Here is a 16,035-nt window from a genome sequence, read left to right on the forward strand (position 1 = left end):
GACCCGACCGTTCGGTAGGTTGACCGATCGTGGACGTACACGTCATCGATCACCCGCTCGCCCAGTCGCGGCTGACCGCCATGCGGGACGCGCGCACCGACTCCTCCTCCTTCCGGGCCGCGCTGCACGAGCTCACCACCATGCTCGTGTACGAGGCCGCCCGCTCCTTCCCCGTCGAGAAGTACCCGGTGCAGACCCCCGTCACCGGCGCCGAGGGCACCCGGCTGGCCAACCCGCCGCTGCTCGTGCCCGTGCTGCGGGCCGGCCTCGGCATGGCCGACGCCGCGCTCGGGCTGCTCCCCGAGTCGTCCATGGGCTTCGTCGGCCTCGCCCGCGACGAGGAGACGTACGAGCCGCGCGCCTACATGGAGTCGCTGCCCCGCGACCTCGCCGGCCTGCCCGTGCTCGTCCTCGACCCGATGCTCGCCACCGGCGGCTCCCTGGAGCACTGCTGCCGGCTGCTCGCCGACCGGGGCTGCACCGACATCACCGTCCTCTGCGTGCTCGCCGCGCCCGTCGGCATCCGGCGGCTGGAGGAGTCCGGCCTGCCGCTGCGCCTGGTCACCGCCTCGATCGACGAGGGCCTCAACGACAAGATGTTCATCGTGCCGGGCCTCGGCGACGCCGGCGACCGCCAGTTCGGCGGCATGCCCCGCTTCTGAGGCGCGAGTTGGGGCGCGCGGGGGTGCGCTCAGGCGCTACCGTCTCCGGCCATGACTGGTGTTGCGCTGGCCGAGGAGTTGCTGCTCCTCGCGTACGACGATGAATCCGGCAAGGCGACCATGCCGCGGATCAGCCTCGACCTCGGGATGGCCGCCGCCGTACTGATCGAGCTGGCCCTCGCCGGCCGGGTCGCGTACGCCGACGGGAACCTGGTGGTCACGGACCCGGCGCCCACCGGCGAGCCGATCCTGGACGAGGTCCTGGGCCGGATGGCCGCCGACACCCCGCACAGCCCGTCGTCGTGGGTGCAGCGGCTGCGGCACGGCCTGCGCGACCGGATCCTGGCGACCCTGGTCGCCCAAGGCGTGGTGCGCGACGTCGAGGAGACGGAGCTGGGCTTCATCCACGTGCACCGCTACCCGACGGCGGACGGCACGGTGGAGGAGGACACCCGGCGGCGGCTCGCCGAGGCGCTGGCCGGCGGTCAGCTCCCCGACGAGGCGACGGCGGCGCTGGCCACCCTGGTCGCCGTGCTGCGGATGGAGCCGGCGCTCGGCCTGACCGGCGAGGCTGCCGTCGACGCCCGGCGGCGGCTGGAGGAGATCGCGGGCGGGGCCGGCTTCTCCGGCACCGTCAGCCTGGACGACTCGGTGGTGCGCCCCTCGGTGGCCCTGGTCGTCACCGCCCTCGGCCAGGCGGTCGATGCCGCCCTCGGCAAGCGCCCCTGAGGCACTGACCCACCCACCCAGCCTCGGTGATCAAGAGAAATGCGTCATCGTCGGCCTCGACGATGACGCAAACCTCTTGATCACCGAGCTGCGGCGGGCCCGGCCGCGGGTGCCGGTCAGGAGGCCGGAGGGGGCGGGCGTGCGGCCTTATACGCCGAGGGCGGCGGCGATCTCCGCGCGGAGGGCCGCCAGGGCCGTCGCCGCGCGGCTGCGGGCCGCCGGCACGTCGCCGTCCGCGGCCGGCTCCACCACCTCCAGGTACGCCTTCAGCTTCGGCTCGGTGCCCGAGGGGCGGATCACCACCCGGGCCGCCTCGTTGCGCAGGATCACCACGTCCGCCTCGGGGAGCAGGTCCCGCGCCTCGGTCACCGGCTGCCCGAGCAGCGTCGTCGGGGTGGCCGCCCGCACCCGGGCCATCGTGTCGGCGATGATCCGCAGGTCGTCGACCCGCACCGAGAGCTGGTCGGTGTGGTGCACGCCGAACTCGGCGGCCAGCTCGTCGAGCCGGTCGGTGAGGCTACGCCCCTGCGCCTTCAGGCCGGCGGCCAGCTCGGCGACGGTCAGCGCGGCGGTGATGCCGTCCTTGTCGCGTACGTGTTCCGGGGCGACGCAGTAGCCCAGCGCCTCCTCGTAGCCGTAGACGAGGGGAGCGGAACCGCCGCCGGCCCGGACGATCCACTTGAACCCGGTGAGCGTCTCGTCGTAGGGCAGGCCCCGGGCGGCGCACATGGCCCGCAGCAGGGACGACGACACGATGGTGGTGGCGTAGAGACCCTGCACGCCCCGGCGCATGAGGTGGTCGGCGAGCAGCACGCCCACCTCGTCGCCGCGCAGCATCCGCCAGCCGCCGGACCCGTTCGCGCCCGCCGGGCCGGCAACGGTCGCCGGGCCGGCAACACCCGCCACGCCAGCAGCTCCCGCCGCACCCCGGTCGCGGACGGCGACCGCGCAGCGGTCCGCGTCGGGGTCGTTGGCGATGGCCAGGTCGGCGTCGGTGCGCCGGGCGAGGCCGACGAGGCGGTCGATCGCCCCCGGCTCCTCCGGGTTGGGAAAGCTGACGGTGGGGAAGTCCGGGTCCGGCACCGCCTGGTCGGGCACCACGCCGGGGATGCCGAAGCCGGCGCGGGCGAAGGCGGCGGTCAGCACGGCCGCGCCGACGCCGTGCAGCGGCGTGTAGGCCACCTTCAGCCGCCGGGCCCCCGCCGGGTCGACCACGGCGGCGGCCCGGTCGACGTACGAGACGACGAGGTCGTCGCCGACGACCTGACCGGCCGGGCCCAGCGGCACGTCGGCGAGCGGACCGACCGCCCGGATGGCGGCCTCGATGCCGGTGTCGGCGGGCGGCACGATCTGCGCCCCCGCGCCCAGCTCGCCGCCGAGCTGCGCGCCGAGGTAGACCTTGTAGCCGTTGTCCTGCGGGGGATTGTGGCTGGCGGTCACCATCACGCCGGCCGCCGCGTCGAGCTGCCGCACCGCGTACGCGAGCACGGGGGTGGGCAGCGGGCGGGGCAGCAGCAGGGCGGCGCGGCCCGCGCCGGTGGCGACCTGGGCGGTGCGCTCGGCGAACTCCCGCGAGCCGTGCCGGGCGTCGTACCCGATGACCAGCGGGCCGGTGGCGTCCTGGGCGGCGAGCCAGGCGACGAGCCCGGCGGCGGCCTGGGTGACGACGGCGAGGTTCATCCCGTTGGGGCCGGCGCGCAGCGGGCCGCGCAGCCCGGCGGTGCCGAAGGTCAGCGGCCCGGCGAACCGGTCGGCCAGCTCGGGCGCGCTCCCCGGGAGCCCGTCGAGCACGGCCTGCAGCTCGTCGCGGCTGGCCGGGTCGGGGTCGTCGTCGAGCCACCGCCGGGCCCGGTCGCGAAGGTCGTCGAGCCCGCGCGCGTCGTCGCGGTCGCGGGTCTCGTCAAGGTCAGTGGGTTCCGCCGCCATGGCTCTTGATAGCACGGCGGCGGATCACCACGTCGCGTCGGCCCGGCCGGGCCGGTGTCGCGCCGGCCCGGGCCCGGCCGGCGTCGGGTCGCCCCGTCGGGGTCAGTTGCTGCCGCCGCCGAGCTTGAACGAGGCCACCATCTGGTCGAAGATCGGCTTGCTCTCGGCGAACCGGGCGTCGGTCGAGGAGAGGTAGAACGAGTAGACCTTGCCCTCGTGCACCACCCCGCGCCACACCCCGTGCCGCTTGCTGTCGCCCTCGCCGCACGTGTATTCGAACTCCGCCGCCGCCTTGCCGTCGAGCTCCTGCTCGGTCATCGACACCTGGTTGTACGGCTTCTGGCAGGAGGCCGACCGGCTGCGCAGGCCGTTCGCGGCGGACTCGGCCCAGCGCATCGACGAGGTGCTCCACCGTTCGGAGAGGATGCGCACCTTGCGGCCGTTGTCCTCCGGGTCGACGTAGTCGACCCACACGGCCCCGTCGGCGCTGCGGCGCTCCCAGCCCTTCGGCACCTGCACGGTGACGCCCTTGGCCGACTGCTCCTGCATCTCCACCCCGGGCCCGGCGGGCGCACCCGCGCTCGGCTGCCCCTGCGGGGTGGCCGGCGACTCCGGGTCGTCGCCGCCGGTGAAGGCGAACACGGCGATCAGCAGCAGCACGGCGAGGCCGCCGGCCGCGGCGAGCTGCGTCCTGCGCGGCCAGCCCTTGACGGTGGCGACGAGGCGGCCGGCTGCGCCGCCGCCGGTGGCCGGGGCGGGCGCGCCGGCGGCCGGGGCGGTCCACGGCTGGCCGGTGCCGGGCACCGACCACTGGCCGCCGCCGTACGCGCTGCCGCCGACCCGCTGGGTGGCGTCGGGGGAGCCGCCGAAGCCGGGGACCGGCTGGGTGGCGTCGGGCTGGCTGCCGTAGGTGACCCGCTGCGTCGCGTCCGGTCGGGGCCCGAACGGCACCTGCTGGGTGGCGTCCGGCGAGCTGCCGCCGAAGCCGGGCACCTGCTGGGTGGCGTCGGCCGCACCCCCGCCGAAGCCGGAGACCCGTTGCGTGGCGTCGGGCGAGGCGCCGAGGCCGGAGACCCGTTGCGTGGCGTCGGGCGAGGCGCCGCCCTGGGGCACGCGCTGGGTGGCGTCGGGCGAGGCGCCGTACGTCATCCGCTGGGTGGCCTCCGGCGCGGCGCCCGCGTCGACCCGCTGGGTCGCCGCAGGCGGGCCGCCGTACGTGCGGCCGGCCGGCGGCGGGGGCGGCGTGGGCATCGCCCCGGTGGGGGTGTGCAGCGGGCCGGCGAGTGCGTCGGCGCTGGTGTCGTCCAGCGCGGCGGCGCTCGCGGCGGCGGCGGTCTTCTTCTTGTTCTTGCCCTTCTCGCCCCGGCGCAGCGCGGCCAGCCGGTCGGTCAGCGACTCGCCGGGGGCGAGCATCGCCCGGCCGCCGATCTGCCCGCTGGGCTTCGGCTCCTCGGCGGGCGGCGGCGCGACGACGGGCGGGCGCGGCTTGACCGGCACCACCGCGTACGGGTCGGTGACCGAGTTGACGGCGGTGGCGGTGCTGGTCAGCGGGCCGGCGAGCAGCTCGCGCAGCATCGCGCGGGCGGTGTGCACGTCGAGGCGGCGGGCCGGGTCCTTTTCCAACAGCCCCATCAGCACCCGGGTCAGCGGGCCGCTGCGCTGCGGTGTGGCCGGCGGGTCCTCGACCACGGCGTGCATGGTCTCGATCGGGTCGCCCTTGTCGAACGGGGGCCGGCCCTCCACCGCCGTGTAGAGGGTCACGCCGAGCGAGAACAGGTCGCTCGGCGGGCCGAAATCCTGGCCCATGGCCCGCTCGGGCGAGATGAAGTGCGGCGAGCCGAGCACCATCCCCGGCGTGGTGAGCTGCACGTCGGTGGGGAGCTTGGCCACGCCGAAGTCGGTGAGCACGCACCGGCCGTCGGTGCAGATCAGCACGTTGGCCGGCTTGACGTCGCGGTGCAGCACCCCGATCGCGTGGGCCACCTCCAGCGCGCCGAGCAGAGCGATGCCGATCTTGGCAACCGCGCGGGGGGCCACGGGCCCGTCCTCGATCACCATGTCGGCGAGGCTGCGGGCGTCCAGCAGCTCCATCACGATCCAGGGGCGGCCACCCTCGGTGACCACGTCGTACACCTGGACGACGGCCGGGTGTTGGATGGCCGCCGCCGCGCGGGCCTCGCGCAGCGTGCGTTCGTACATGGCGTCGCGGTCGCTCGGGGCCAGGCCCGGCGGGAGGACGACCTCCTTCACCGCCACGTCGCGCCGCAACAGGGTGTCTGTGGCACGCCAGACCGTGCCCATGCCGCCGTTGCCCACCGCGGACCGGAGGGAGTATCGGTCACCGATGGTGGTGCCGGCTGCCGCACGTCCGTGGGGTGGGCTGACTGGTCCGCCGCTCCACGTCGGGATCTGAGTCACAGAAAAGCCACCGGGGGAAATCGAGGGGGCTGGGACACAACACCCCTATCTTGCTGGTTCCGACGCCCGATGCGAAACCCGACGCGACGGACGTTTACCGAACCGGACCCTACGTGGCCAGGCGTTCACCCTCGGGGGCGCCGGGAAAGACAGGGGTCCGGTGTGCGGAATCCCTCACCCTCCGGCGCGGCGGCACGTCCTACCATCCGGGGATGAGCGAACCGCGGTCGAGCGAGTCCGGCTTCCCGATCAAGGGTGTCTACACCCAGGCGGACCTGCCGGAGGACCTGCCCGACCGGCTGGGCGGGCCGGGGGAGTTCCCGTACACCCGTGGGGTCTACTCCACCATGTACACCTCCCGACCGTGGACGATGCGACAGTACGCCGGTTTCGGCACCGCCACCGAGAGCAACGCGCGCTACCACCAGCTCCTGCGCGCCGGCACCATGGGCCTGTCCGTCGCGTTCGACCTGCCCACCCAGATGGGGTACGACTCGGACGACCCGATCGCCCACGGCGAGGTCGGCAAGGTCGGCGTCGCCATCGACTCGATCGAGGACATGCGGCTGCTGTTCGACGGCATCCCGCTGGACAAGGTCTCCACCTCGATGACGATCAACGCGCCGGGGTCGGTGCTGCTCCTGCTCTACCAGCTCGTCGCCGAGGAGGCCGGGGTGCCGGGCGCGGCGCTCAACGGCACCATCCAGAACGACATCCTGAAGGAGTACATCGCCCGGGGGACGTACATCTTCCCGCCGAAGCCGTCGCTGCGGCTGGTCGCCGACACGTTCGCCTACTGCCGGGCGGAGGTGCCGAAGTGGAACACCATCTCCATCTCCGGCTACCACATGGCCGAGGCCGGCGCGACGCCCGCGCAGGAGATCGCGTTCACCCTGGCCAACGGCGTCGAGTACGTCCGGGCGGCGCTCGCCGCCGGGCTGGCCGTGGACGACTTCGCGCCCCGGCTGTCGTTCTTCTTCGTCGCCCGCACCACCCTGCTGGAGGAGGTCGCGAAGTTCCGCGCCGCCCGGCGGATCTGGGCCCGGCTGATGCGCGACGAGTTCGGCGCGAAGAACCCGAAGTCGATGATGCTGCGCTTCCACACCCAGACGGCGGGCGTGCAGCTCACCGCCCAGCAGCCCGAGGTGAACCTGGTCCGGGTGGCGATCCAGGGGCTGGGCGCGGTGCTCGGCGGCACCCAGTCGCTGCACACGAACAGTTTCGACGAGGCCATCGCGCTGCCCACCGAGAAGGCCGCCCGGCTGGCGCTGCGCACCCAGCAGGTCCTCGCGTACGAGACGGACCTGACCGCCACCGTCGACCCGTTCGCCGGGTCGTACGTGGTGGAGGCGATGACCGCCGAGATCGAGGCGGCGGTGGTGGAGCTGATGGAGCGGGTGGCCGACCACGGTTCGGTGGTCGACGCCATCGAGGCGGGCTTCCAGAAGCGGGAGATCGAGCAGTCGGCGTACCGGATGGCCCAGGAGATCGACTCGGGTGAGCGGGTCGTGGTGGGCCTCAACCGGTTCACGGTCGACGCCGACGAGCCGTACGAGCCGCTGCGGGTGGACCCGACGATCGAGGCGGCCCAGGCCGAGCGGCTGGCGAAGCTGCGGGTCGAGCGGGACAACGCCGCCGTCGAGCGGGCGCTGGGCGAGCTGCGCGCCGCCGCCGAGGGCACGGCGAACGTGCTGCACCCGATGAAGGAGGCGCTGCGGTCCCGGGCCACGGTCGGCGAGGTCTGCGGCACCCTGCGCCAGGTCTGGGGCACGTACCGCCCCAGCGACAGGTTCTGACCCACCCCTGATCCGTCGGTTGAGGGGTCGCGAAGCGTAACCGGGCGGGGCTAGGGTCGCCGGTGTGAGCCCAGCCGGGGTGGCCCGGTGTGTGCCACCCGGGGCAGTGGGTAACCCGTCCGGGTGAACGGGACGGACAGCGTGTGCGGGAGCATGCCGACCCGTCGTGTCACCGTCGGGAGTCGTCCGGCCGCCGAGTGCGGTCGGTTAATTGTCTGAGCGGCGGTTAGCCGAAGCGACTAATGCGACAATTCGGTAGCGACGGCCCCGGATCGAGGGTGATTTCGTGACCGCCGAGTCGGTTACGGGTTGTAGGAGGTGTGGGGCAGATGACGGCGTTCAACCGCGATCTACCTGCTGTCCCGCAGATTATGGAGCCCTCCCACCAGGGCTTTCGTGACGCTGCGCGGTCCGATCACTACGGGAATGATGTTGCACAGAGTCACCGTCGAAGGTCTAGGCTGGCGGCTGTCATCCCCGAAGATCCATCCATTCCTAGTGATCGAGATTTCGACGTGACGAGTGCGTTGACGCTGCCGAACGGCAGCCACCTGGCGTCGTCGGCCTGGCCGGAGTCGCCGTCCGGGTCGCAGCCTTTGCCCTTCGAGCTCGACCATCTGCTCGCCCTCCGGGTGCCCGGCCTCGTTGCCACCCGCCGGCACATCCACTCCCACCCGGAGCTCTCCGGCGAGGAGTTCGAGACAGCGGCCCTGATCGCCCGCGAGCTGTCCCTCGCCGGCCTGCGGCCCCGCATGCTGCCGAAGGGCAACGGGGTCATCTGCGACATCGACGGCCGCCCCGACGGCCCGGTGGTCGCGCTGCGCGCCGACATCGACGCGCTGCCGCTGACCGACGTCAAGGACGTGCCCTACCGGTCCACGAAGGACGGCGTCTGCCACGCCTGCGGCCACGACGTGCACACCACCGTGCTGCTCGGCGTCGGCATGCTGCTGGCCCAGCTCGCCGACCTCGGCGAGCTGGACGGCCGGGTCCGGCTGATCTTCCAGCCAGCCGAGGAGATCCTGCCCTGCGGCTCGCTGGAGGTCATCGAGGCCGGCGGCCTCGACGACGTCGTGCAGATCTTCGCGCTGCACTGCGACCCCAACCAGCCCGTCGGCAAGGTCGGCCTGCGGGTCGGCCCGATCACCGCCGCCGCCGACAACGTCACCGTGCGGCTCACCGGCCCGGGCGGGCACACCGCCCGTCCGCACCTGACCGTCGACCTGGTCGACGCGCTCGGCCGGCTGGTCACCGAGGTGCCCGCCCTGGTCAGCCGCCGGGTGCCGGCCAACAGCGGGCTGCTGCTGGTGTTCGGCCACGCCTCGGCCGGCACCCGGTACAACGTGATCCCGTCCGAGGCGACGGCGTCCGGCACCCTGCGGGTGATGGACCGCAACACCTGGGACGAGGCCCCCAAGATCGTCGCTCAGGTGGTGCGGGACGTCATCGCCCCCACCGGCGCCACCGTCGACCTGGAGTACCTGCGCGGCCGACCTCCGGTCACCAACGACGCCAGGGCGATCCAGGTGCTGACGGCGGCGACCCACGCCGCGCTCGGCCCGGACGGGGTCGCCGAGACCCCGCAGAGCATGGGCGGCGAGGACTTCTCCTGGTATCTGGAGCACGTCCCCGGCGCGCTGGCCCGGCTCGGCGTCGGCCGGTCCGGCCCGAACGTCGACCTGCACCGGGCCTCGTTCGACGTCGATGAGCGGGCCATCGCTGTCGGCGTCCGGGTCATGGTGCAGACCGCGCTGCGGGCACTGGCGGCGGCGCGCTGACGACCGGCGCCGGCGCCCGCCGCCGGCGCCGCCTCAGCACCGTCACCAGCACGGCCACCGGCACGCCGATGGCCACCGCGAACGGCAGCAGCGCCCCGAGCACCGTGAGCAGCACGCCCAGCGAGGCGACGAACGCCGTCCAACCGCCGCGCAGGCCGACCAGGAAGCCGGTGTCGGGCTCCGGGTCCCGGACGTCCGCCTCCGGCCCGACCAGGGTGAGGGTGATGGTGGAGAGCGCCGTCAGGTCGGCCAGGCGGCGCTTCTTCGCCTCCAGCGAGGCGAGGTCGGCCTCCCGGCGGGCCACCTCGCTCTCCAGCGTCACCAGGTCGCCGATCGAGGTGGCCCGCGCCAGCAGCTTGCGACCGCTCTCGACCCGGGCCCGCTGGGTGGCGATCCGCGCGTCGAGGTCGACGGTCTCCTCGGTCACGTCCTCCGTGCGGATCGCCCGCTGTTCCTGCCGGCCGAGCCGCGCCAGCTCCTCCAGCACGGCGGTGAACCGCTCCGCCGGCACCCGCAGCTGCAGTTCCGCCCGGGCGTTGGCGGTCCCCCCGCTGCTGCGCTCGTCGCCGCCGACGAAGCCACCGATGCCGGTGACCGCCGTGACGGCCGACCGGGCGGCGGCGTCCACATCGTCCACCCGTACCCGCATGGTTCCGGTGTAGATGATCGAGCGCTGGTCGACCCGCAGGTCCGGTGACCCGCCGCCCGCGCCCGAGCGCGCCCCGCCGGCATCGGCCCCCTGCTCCGCCTTCGCCCCGCCGGCCGGCGCCCCCTGCTGCGGAGCCACCGCCGCCGAGTCCTCGGCGCCGCCGCTGCCGCCGTCGGCGCTGCACCCACCGACCGCCAGCAACGCCACCAACCCCACCGCGGTCCACAACCTGCGTCTCGCGTGTCCGTCCATCAACAGCTCCGATCGTCTGCGCCCCCCATCGGGCGATACGTCAGACGCGACGCGGCACCGGGCCGGTTCCGGCAGACTGCGCTCAGAGACATCACGATTAGGTCAATCGAGGAGTCACGATGCAGCTCACCAAGTACGCCCACTCCTGCCTCCGCGTCGAGCACGACGGCGGGGTGCTGGTCGTCGACCCCGGCGTCTTCAGCGACCCGGGCGCGCTGGACGGGGCGGACGCGGTGCTGATCACCCACGAGCACCCCGACCACGTCGACGTCGCGGCCCTCACCCGGCAGCTCGACCGCCGGCCGCTGCGCATCCACGGCCCGGCCTCGCTGGCCGGCGTCCTCGGCGACGCGGCCGAGGCCCTGGAACCGGTCGCGCCCGGCCAGTCGTTCACGGCCGCGGGCGTGCCGGTACGCGCCTACGGCGGCCGGCACGCCGTCATCCACCCCGACATCCCGGTCGTGGACAACCTCGGATACCTGCTCGACGACGTCGTCTACCACCCCGGCGACTCGCTGGTGGCACCCGAGGACGTCCAGGTGGACACGCTCTTCGCGCCGATCCACGCCCCCTGGTCGAAGTTCTCCGAGGTCGTCGACTTCATCCGCGCCGTCGCCCCGCGCCGGGCCTTCGCCCTGCACGACGGGCTGCTCAACGACAACGGGCTCGCCGTCCTCGACCGCCAGTACGCCGCCCTGTCCGGCACCGACTACCAGCGCCTCGAGCCGGGCAGCCGGCTCGACGCCTGAGCCGTGCCGCTCCCGCAGGACCTCCTCCGGCGGCTCTACACCGAGCCGCCGGAGGGGTTCGTCGCCACCCGCGACGCGGCCGTCGCCGAGGCCCGGCGCTCCGGCGACCCGGCCACGGCCCGCGAGATCGCCCGGCTGCGCCGGCCCACCGTGGCCGCCTGGCTGGTCAACCTGCTCGCCCTGCGCCGCCCCGAGCTGGTCGCCGACCTGACCCAGCTCGCCGAGGCGCTGCGCGCCGCCCAGCGCGACCTGCGCGGCCCCCGGCTGCGGGAGCTGTCCGCCCAGCGGCGGGCGGCGGTCGCCGCACTGGTCGCCGAGGCGCGCCGGCTGGCCGCCGACGTCGAGGGCGGCCCGCCGGCCGGGAAGCTGCCGCTGGGCGAGGTGGAGGCAACCCTCAACGCCGCCCTCTCGGACGCGGGGGTGGCCGAGCAGGTGCGCTCGGGCCGGCTGTTGCGGGCCGCCAGCTACGCCGGCTTCGGCGAGGTGCCCCGCCCCCAGCTCCGCCTGGTCACCGGCGGCGAGGAGCCGACACCGCCCGCCGGCCCGCCCGCCGGCCCCGGGCACCGCGCCGCCGACCGGAGGACGGGTCGTGGCGAGCACGCCGGCCGTGCCGATCAGGCCGGCCGGAAGGCCGGCCGCGCCGATCACGCCGATCACGCCGCCCGCGAGGCGGGCCGCACCACCCGGGAGGACGACCGCGCCGAGCGTGCCGCCCGGAAGGCCGACCGTGCCGAGCGGGACGCCGCCCGTGCCACCCGGGAGGCGGAGCGCGCCGCGCGGGCCGAGCGGGCCCGGCAGCGCCGGGCGCTGGAGCGGGAACTGACGCGGGCGCGTACCGACCAGGAGCGGGCCGAGGCGGAGCTGGCCGGCGCGGCGGAGGCCGAGCACGACGGCGCCGAGGAACTGGCCGGCATCGAACGGTCGCTGGCCGAGCTGGAACGGCGGCGCGCCCGGGCCGAACAGGAGCTGAGCCGACGGAAGCTGGCCCGCCGGGCGGCGGAGCGGGCCGTCACCGCCGCCCGCCGCCGCACCGGCGAGGTCGAGGGCGCGATCGAGGCGGTGGACGCCGAAGAGGGGGCTGCGGCGGAGGGCCCCGGCGGGGCAGACTGATCCCGATGACGCCGGAGCAGGTCGCCGCCGCGAGCAAGCCGTTGGTGCTGGGGCTCGGGGCGGCGTTCACCCGCTGCCCGGCCACCCTGCGCCGGGCCGGCCGGCTCGGCATCCCCGGCTGGGCCTTCCACGTCGCCGGCCGGGCCGGGGTGCTCGGCGACGTCCGGGTCGCCACGGTGACCGCCGCCCTCGGCTTCGTCGCCCCCGACGCCGTCGCCGACGGGTGGGACGCCGCCGCCCGCGTGCTCCGCCCGCCCGAGGTGGCGGCGGCGTACCTGGCCGAATGCTGCCGGTGGGGCATCGAGCACCTGGCCGCCATGGCCGGGGTGACCCGGCTGGCGACCCTGCTGCACCGGGTGGCCGACGCGGCCGACGCCAGCGCGATGCCGCTCTTCGCCGCCTGGCGGGCCACGCCGCCGCCGGCCGACTCACCGGCCGCCCGCGCCGCCGTCGGGCTGCTGCTGCTCCGGGAACACGTCATCGGGGCGTGCCTGCTGGCGTCGCGGGCCGGCGGGCTGACGCCGCTGGAGTCGGTGCTGTCCGGCCCGGACGGGGAGTCCGCCGCGCTCGCCTGCGGCTGGCCGCCGCCGTATCCCCCGGCCGGGCCCCTGGTGCGCCGGCGGCTGTGGGCCGACGCGGTGACCGACCGCCTGACGTCGGTCGGCTTCCGGGCCCTCACCCCGGCCGAGGGCACCGAACTGCTCGACCTGCTGACCAGCGCGCACACCCTGGTGCAAGGAAGGGCCCCTTCCTGACGCCTGAGGTGCAGACTCACCACGCCGCCCCGCGCCGAGCGGCGCGCGGGGCGCTGCGGGGCGCCGGGCGCGCCAGGGGGAGCGGGAGCGGCGGGAGGAAAATGGGGGGCGCGGGCGCAGGGGTGGCTGCCAGGATCGCCCCGTGACTCTTCCCGCCGGCTGGGCGGCGCGCCGCCCCACCCTCGACGACGTACCCGCGATCCTCGCGGTCGTGCACGCCGCCGACACCTTCTCGATCGGCCACCCGGACTTCGACGCCGAGGACGTCAAGGCCGCGCTGACGGCACCGTACTTCGACCCGGCGCGCGACTCCTGGCTGGTCAGCGACCCCCAGGGCCGGCTCGTCGCCTGGTCGCTGGTGGACAACCCGACCGGGGTGGGCCGGGAGTTCGTCGACGTCCTCGTCGACCCGGAGCACGGCGCGGCGGTCCGTGCGCCGCTGCTCGCCCGGATGCTGGACCGGGTCGCCGAACGGGCCGCCGAGCGGGGCCTGCCCGCGCTGACCGTCCGCGTGTCGGCGTACGGGCCGGAGACCCGGTGGGCGGCAGAGCTGGCCGAGGCCGGGTTCACCCGGGTGAAGCGGTACCTGCGGATGAGCCGGGAGCTGGCCGACCTGCCCGCCGAGCCGCCGCTGCCGCCGGGGGTGACGGTCCGCCCGTTGCGGGCCGGCGACGAGGCGGACCTGCGGCTGTTCCACCGGATCTTCGACACGTCGTTCCGGGACACCCCGGACTACGAGCCGGTCGGGTACGACCAGTGGCGCGAGCACCTGCCCGCGTACGCCAGGACCTGGGACGAGTGGTTCGTCGCCGAGGTCGACGGGGAGCCGGCCGGCGCGTTGCAGTCGTCCGACCAGGCGCTGGAGCAGGACATGGGCTGGGTGCGCACCCTGTCGGTGCTGCCGACGCACCGGCGGCGCGGGGTGGGGGCCGCGCTGCTGCGCCGGGCCTTCGCGGTCTACGCGGCCAAGGGGCGGCGGCATGCCGGCCTCGGCGTGGACCTCGCCAACCCGACCTCCCCGGCGACGCTCTACCGCTCGGTGGGGCTGCGGGAGCTGCACTGGGCCGACATGTACGAGCGCACCGTCCCCGCCGCCGCTGGGTGACAGGAACCTTGCCGCTGCGTGACAGGAACCCCGCCGCCGCGTGACGGGCGGCCCGCCGGTGTGGGCCAGGCGACCCCGCCCCGGGCCGCCGTGCGCCCCGATCCGGGGGAGAGCAGACTGAGGGCGTGGGAGACGCGCTATGCCGACGCGGTGCCGGTGGGGCGGGACCGCAGCTCGCTGACGTAGTCGTCGGGCGCGCCCGCCTTCTCGGCGGCGTTGGCGATCTCCGACAGGTACCAGGCCGTCGGCAGGCCGCCCTCGTAGCCGTCGAAGACGTAGACCCAGGCGGTCACGTCCCCGTCGAGGGTGGAGACCCGGACGTGCAGCTTCCGGTACGTCCCGGAGGTCACCCCCTCGATCTCGTCGAGCTGGGCGGCGTCGTACGGGTGGATGTCGTAGAGCGCCACGAACACCCGGTCACCGGGGGACTCGACGACGGTGCTGACCGCGCCCTCCCAGCCGATCACGCCCTCGCCGGCGAAGGTGAGCCGCCAGCCCTCCAGCCAGCCGACGCCGACCATCGGGGAGTGCGGGCAGTAGGCGCGCATCCGGGCGGGATCCAGGTTTGAGCCGTAGGCGGCGTAATGACGCACGGCGATGACGATAGCCCGGCGGACGGGTGGGGGAGAATACGACGGTGCGTGTCGGACGTGTCGGGGAGAAGAAAGTCACTGTGAGCATGGACGAGGGGCGACAGCTGTGAGCCAGATCGTGATCATCGGCGGTGGGCCGGCCGGGTACGAGGCGGCTCTGGTCGCCGCCCAGTTGGACGCCGATGTGACCGTGGTGGAGGCCGAGGGGGCCGGCGGCGCGTGCGTGCTGTCCGACTGCGTCCCGTCGAAGACGTTCATCGCCAGCTCGGAGGTGGTCACCGGCTACCGGGACACCGAGGAGTTCGGGGTGCACTCCGACGGGCTGGAGGCGGTAACGGTCGACGCGCGGACCGTGCACGAGCGGGTCAAGCGGCTCGCGCTGGCCCAGTCCGCCGACATCCACGCCAAGCTGGTCAAGGCCGGCGTCACCTTCGTCGCCGGCACGGCCCGGCTCGGCGAGGACATGCTGGGCCACACCCACCGCGTCGTCGTCACCCCGGCCGACGGCTCCGGAAAGCACACGATCGACGCGTCGACCGTGCTGGTCGCCACCGGGGCCACCCCGCGTCAGCTCCCCACGGCCGTGCCCGACGGCGAGCGCATTTTGACCTGGCGGCAGGTGTACGACCTGCCCGAGCTGCCCGAGCACCTGATCGTGGTCGGCTCCGGCGTCACCGGTGCCGAGTTCGCCAGCGCATACCTGGCGATGGGGGTCCCGGTCACCCTCGTCTCCAGCCGGGACCGGGTGATGCCGCACGAGGACGCCGACGCCGCCATGGCGATCGAGCGGGTGTTCCGCTCCCGGGGCATGACGATCCTCAACAACTCCCGCGCCGAGGGCGTGCGGCGCACCGCCGACGGGGTGGAGGTGGAGCTGGCCGACGGCCGGCTGGTGCAGGGCTCGCACGCGCTCATCGCGGTCGGCTCGATCCCCAACACCGCCGGCCTCGGCCTCGCGGAGTACGGCGTGGAGCTGGCCCGGGGCGGCTACGTCACCGTCGACCGGGTGTCGCGCACCAACGTCCCCGGCATCTACGCGGCCGGCGACTGCACGGGGGTGCTGCCGCTGGCCAGCGTCGCCGCGATGCAGGGCCGGATCGCGATGTGGCACGCCCTCGGCGAGGCGGTCCGGCCGCTGCGGCTGCGTACGGTCGCCGCGAACGTCTTCACCGACCCGGAGCTGGCCACCGTGGGCGTCTCCCAGGACGAGGTGGACGCGGGCCGGACCCCGGCCCGCCAGGTGATGCTGCCGCTGTCGGGCAACGCGCGGGCGAAGATGGACGACCTCGCCGACGGCTTCGTGAAGCTGTTCTGCCGCCCGGCCAGCGGCCAGGTGATCGGCGGCGTGGTGGTGGCCCCGAAGGCCAGCGAGCTGATCCTGCCGATCACGATGGCGGTGGAGAACAACCTCACGGTCAACGAGCTGGCCCAGACCATCACGATCTACCCGAGCCTGTCGGGCTCGATCACCGAGGCGGCCCGCCAGCTCATGCTCCACGAGCTGGAGTAGTAG

Annotated in this window: 13 protein-coding genes; 9 read left to right on the forward strand and 4 right to left on the reverse strand. The window is 74.6% G+C overall.

What is annotated here, in order from left to right; all coding sequences use genetic code 11:
• Positions 1–29 precede the first annotated feature (29 nt).
• The gene (upp, locus tag TK50_RS06105) at positions 30–662 is read left to right on the forward strand and encodes a uracil phosphoribosyltransferase (protein ID WP_043961846.1); all 633 of its coding nucleotides are present in this window, start codon (positions 30–32) and stop codon (positions 660–662) included.
• A 51-nt stretch (positions 663–713) separates the two neighbouring features.
• Positions 714–1,391: a GOLPH3/VPS74 family protein gene (locus tag TK50_RS06110; RefSeq protein WP_043961847.1), complete on the forward strand. Its 678-nt coding sequence runs from the start codon at positions 714–716 to the stop codon at positions 1,389–1,391.
• 147 nt (positions 1,392–1,538) lie between these two features.
• On the opposite strand, the gene TK50_RS06115 is transcribed toward TK50_RS06110, so the two are convergent.
• Both TK50_RS06115 and TK50_RS06120 read right to left on the reverse strand, forming a co-directional pair.
• Entirely contained in the window at positions 1,539–3,317 is a 1,779-nt protein-coding gene (locus TK50_RS06115) for a phospho-sugar mutase (RefSeq protein ID WP_043961848.1), read from the reverse strand.
• 102 nt (positions 3,318–3,419) lie between these two features.
• Positions 3,420–5,735: a serine/threonine-protein kinase gene (locus TK50_RS06120; protein ID WP_043961849.1), complete on the reverse strand. Its 2,316-nt coding sequence runs from the start codon at positions 5,733–5,735 to the stop codon at positions 3,420–3,422.
• 212 nt (positions 5,736–5,947) lie between these two features.
• Here TK50_RS06120 and TK50_RS06125 point away from each other — a divergent pair, with 212 nt between their 5' ends.
• Together TK50_RS06125 and TK50_RS06130 are read left to right on the forward strand one after the other, a co-directional pair.
• Complete coding sequence (locus TK50_RS06125; RefSeq protein ID WP_043961850.1) at positions 5,948–7,531, forward strand: acyl-CoA mutase large subunit family protein; 1,584 nt, start codon at positions 5,948–5,950, stop codon at positions 7,529–7,531.
• Between the two features lie 515 nt (positions 7,532–8,046).
• Positions 8,047–9,309 (forward strand): amidohydrolase, encoded by a 1,263-nt coding sequence (locus TK50_RS06130; RefSeq protein WP_043961852.1) that lies wholly within the window; start codon positions 8,047–8,049, stop codon positions 9,307–9,309.
• Here TK50_RS06130 and TK50_RS06135 read toward each other — a convergent pair.
• The gene (locus TK50_RS06135) at positions 9,266–10,210 is read right to left on the reverse strand and encodes a DUF4349 domain-containing protein (protein WP_043961853.1); all 945 of its coding nucleotides are present in this window, start codon (positions 10,208–10,210) and stop codon (positions 9,266–9,268) included. The genes TK50_RS06130 and TK50_RS06135 overlap by 44 nt on opposite strands.
• 119 nt (positions 10,211–10,329) lie before the next feature.
• Here TK50_RS06135 and TK50_RS06140 point away from each other — a divergent pair, with 119 nt between their 5' ends.
• The 4 genes from TK50_RS06140 (at position 10,330) to TK50_RS06155 (ending at position 13,929) form a co-directional block, all read left to right on the forward strand.
• Positions 10,330–10,959 (forward strand): MBL fold metallo-hydrolase, encoded by a 630-nt coding sequence (locus tag TK50_RS06140; RefSeq protein WP_043961854.1) that lies wholly within the window; start codon positions 10,330–10,332, stop codon positions 10,957–10,959.
• Positions 10,960–10,962: 3 nt separating this feature from the next.
• The gene (locus tag TK50_RS06145) at positions 10,963–12,069 is read left to right on the forward strand and encodes a coiled-coil domain-containing protein (protein WP_043961855.1); all 1,107 of its coding nucleotides are present in this window, start codon (positions 10,963–10,965) and stop codon (positions 12,067–12,069) included.
• A gap of 5 nt (positions 12,070–12,074) precedes the next feature.
• Positions 12,075–12,824 (forward strand): SCO6745 family protein, encoded by a 750-nt coding sequence (locus tag TK50_RS06150; RefSeq protein WP_043961856.1) that lies wholly within the window; start codon positions 12,075–12,077, stop codon positions 12,822–12,824.
• A gap of 142 nt (positions 12,825–12,966) precedes the next feature.
• Positions 12,967–13,929, forward strand: coding sequence for a GNAT family N-acetyltransferase (locus TK50_RS06155; protein WP_043961857.1), 963 nt, complete (start codon positions 12,967–12,969; stop codon positions 13,927–13,929).
• Positions 13,930–14,066: 137 nt separating this feature from the next.
• On the opposite strand, the gene TK50_RS06160 is transcribed toward TK50_RS06155, so the two are convergent.
• Complete coding sequence (locus TK50_RS06160; protein ID WP_043961858.1) at positions 14,067–14,522, reverse strand: gamma-glutamylcyclotransferase; 456 nt, start codon at positions 14,520–14,522, stop codon at positions 14,067–14,069.
• A gap of 106 nt (positions 14,523–14,628) precedes the next feature.
• On the opposite strand from TK50_RS06160, the gene TK50_RS06165 reads away from it, so the two are divergent.
• Positions 14,629–16,032: an NAD(P)H-quinone dehydrogenase gene (locus TK50_RS06165; protein ID WP_043961859.1), complete on the forward strand. Its 1,404-nt coding sequence runs from the start codon at positions 14,629–14,631 to the stop codon at positions 16,030–16,032.
• Positions 16,033–16,035 lie beyond the last annotated feature (3 nt).

Origin of the sequence: Micromonospora haikouensis, from assembly GCF_000876225.1 — a bacterium.
Taxonomy (GTDB): Bacteria; Actinomycetota; Actinomycetes; order Mycobacteriales; family Micromonosporaceae; genus Micromonospora; species Micromonospora haikouensis.